Genomic DNA, 273 nt, shown 5'->3' on the forward strand with positions numbered 1-273 from the left:
GTGTTCCCCCGATCCTGCAGAGCGTGCCCATGTCCCGACCGCGTTTCCTTCCGGATAACTTCACCCTGGCGCTGATCGCCACCGTCCTTCTCGCCACTTTCCTGCCCTGCAGCGGCCAGACCGCCGTGGTCTTCGAATGGGTGACCAACATCGGCATCGGCCTGCTGTTCTTCCTCCACGGCGCCAAGCTGTCGCGCCAGGCGATCATCGCCGGCATGACCCACTGGCGCCTGCACCTGCTGGTGTTCGCCTGCACTTTCGTGATGTTCCCGC

Annotated in this window: 1 protein-coding gene; it reads left to right on the forward strand. The window is 64.5% G+C overall.

Annotated elements, in window-relative coordinates:
• Positions 1–29: 29 nt before the first annotated feature.
• Positions 30–273, forward strand: a 244-nt coding sequence (locus ACLJNW_RS25060; protein WP_410961338.1) for a bile acid:sodium symporter, incomplete at its 3' end; no start/stop codon positions are given.

It is taken from the genome of Salmonella sp. SAL4457 (genome assembly GCF_046548235.1).
In the GTDB taxonomy this organism is placed as follows: domain Bacteria; phylum Pseudomonadota; class Gammaproteobacteria; order Enterobacterales; family Enterobacteriaceae; genus Salmonella; species Salmonella enterica.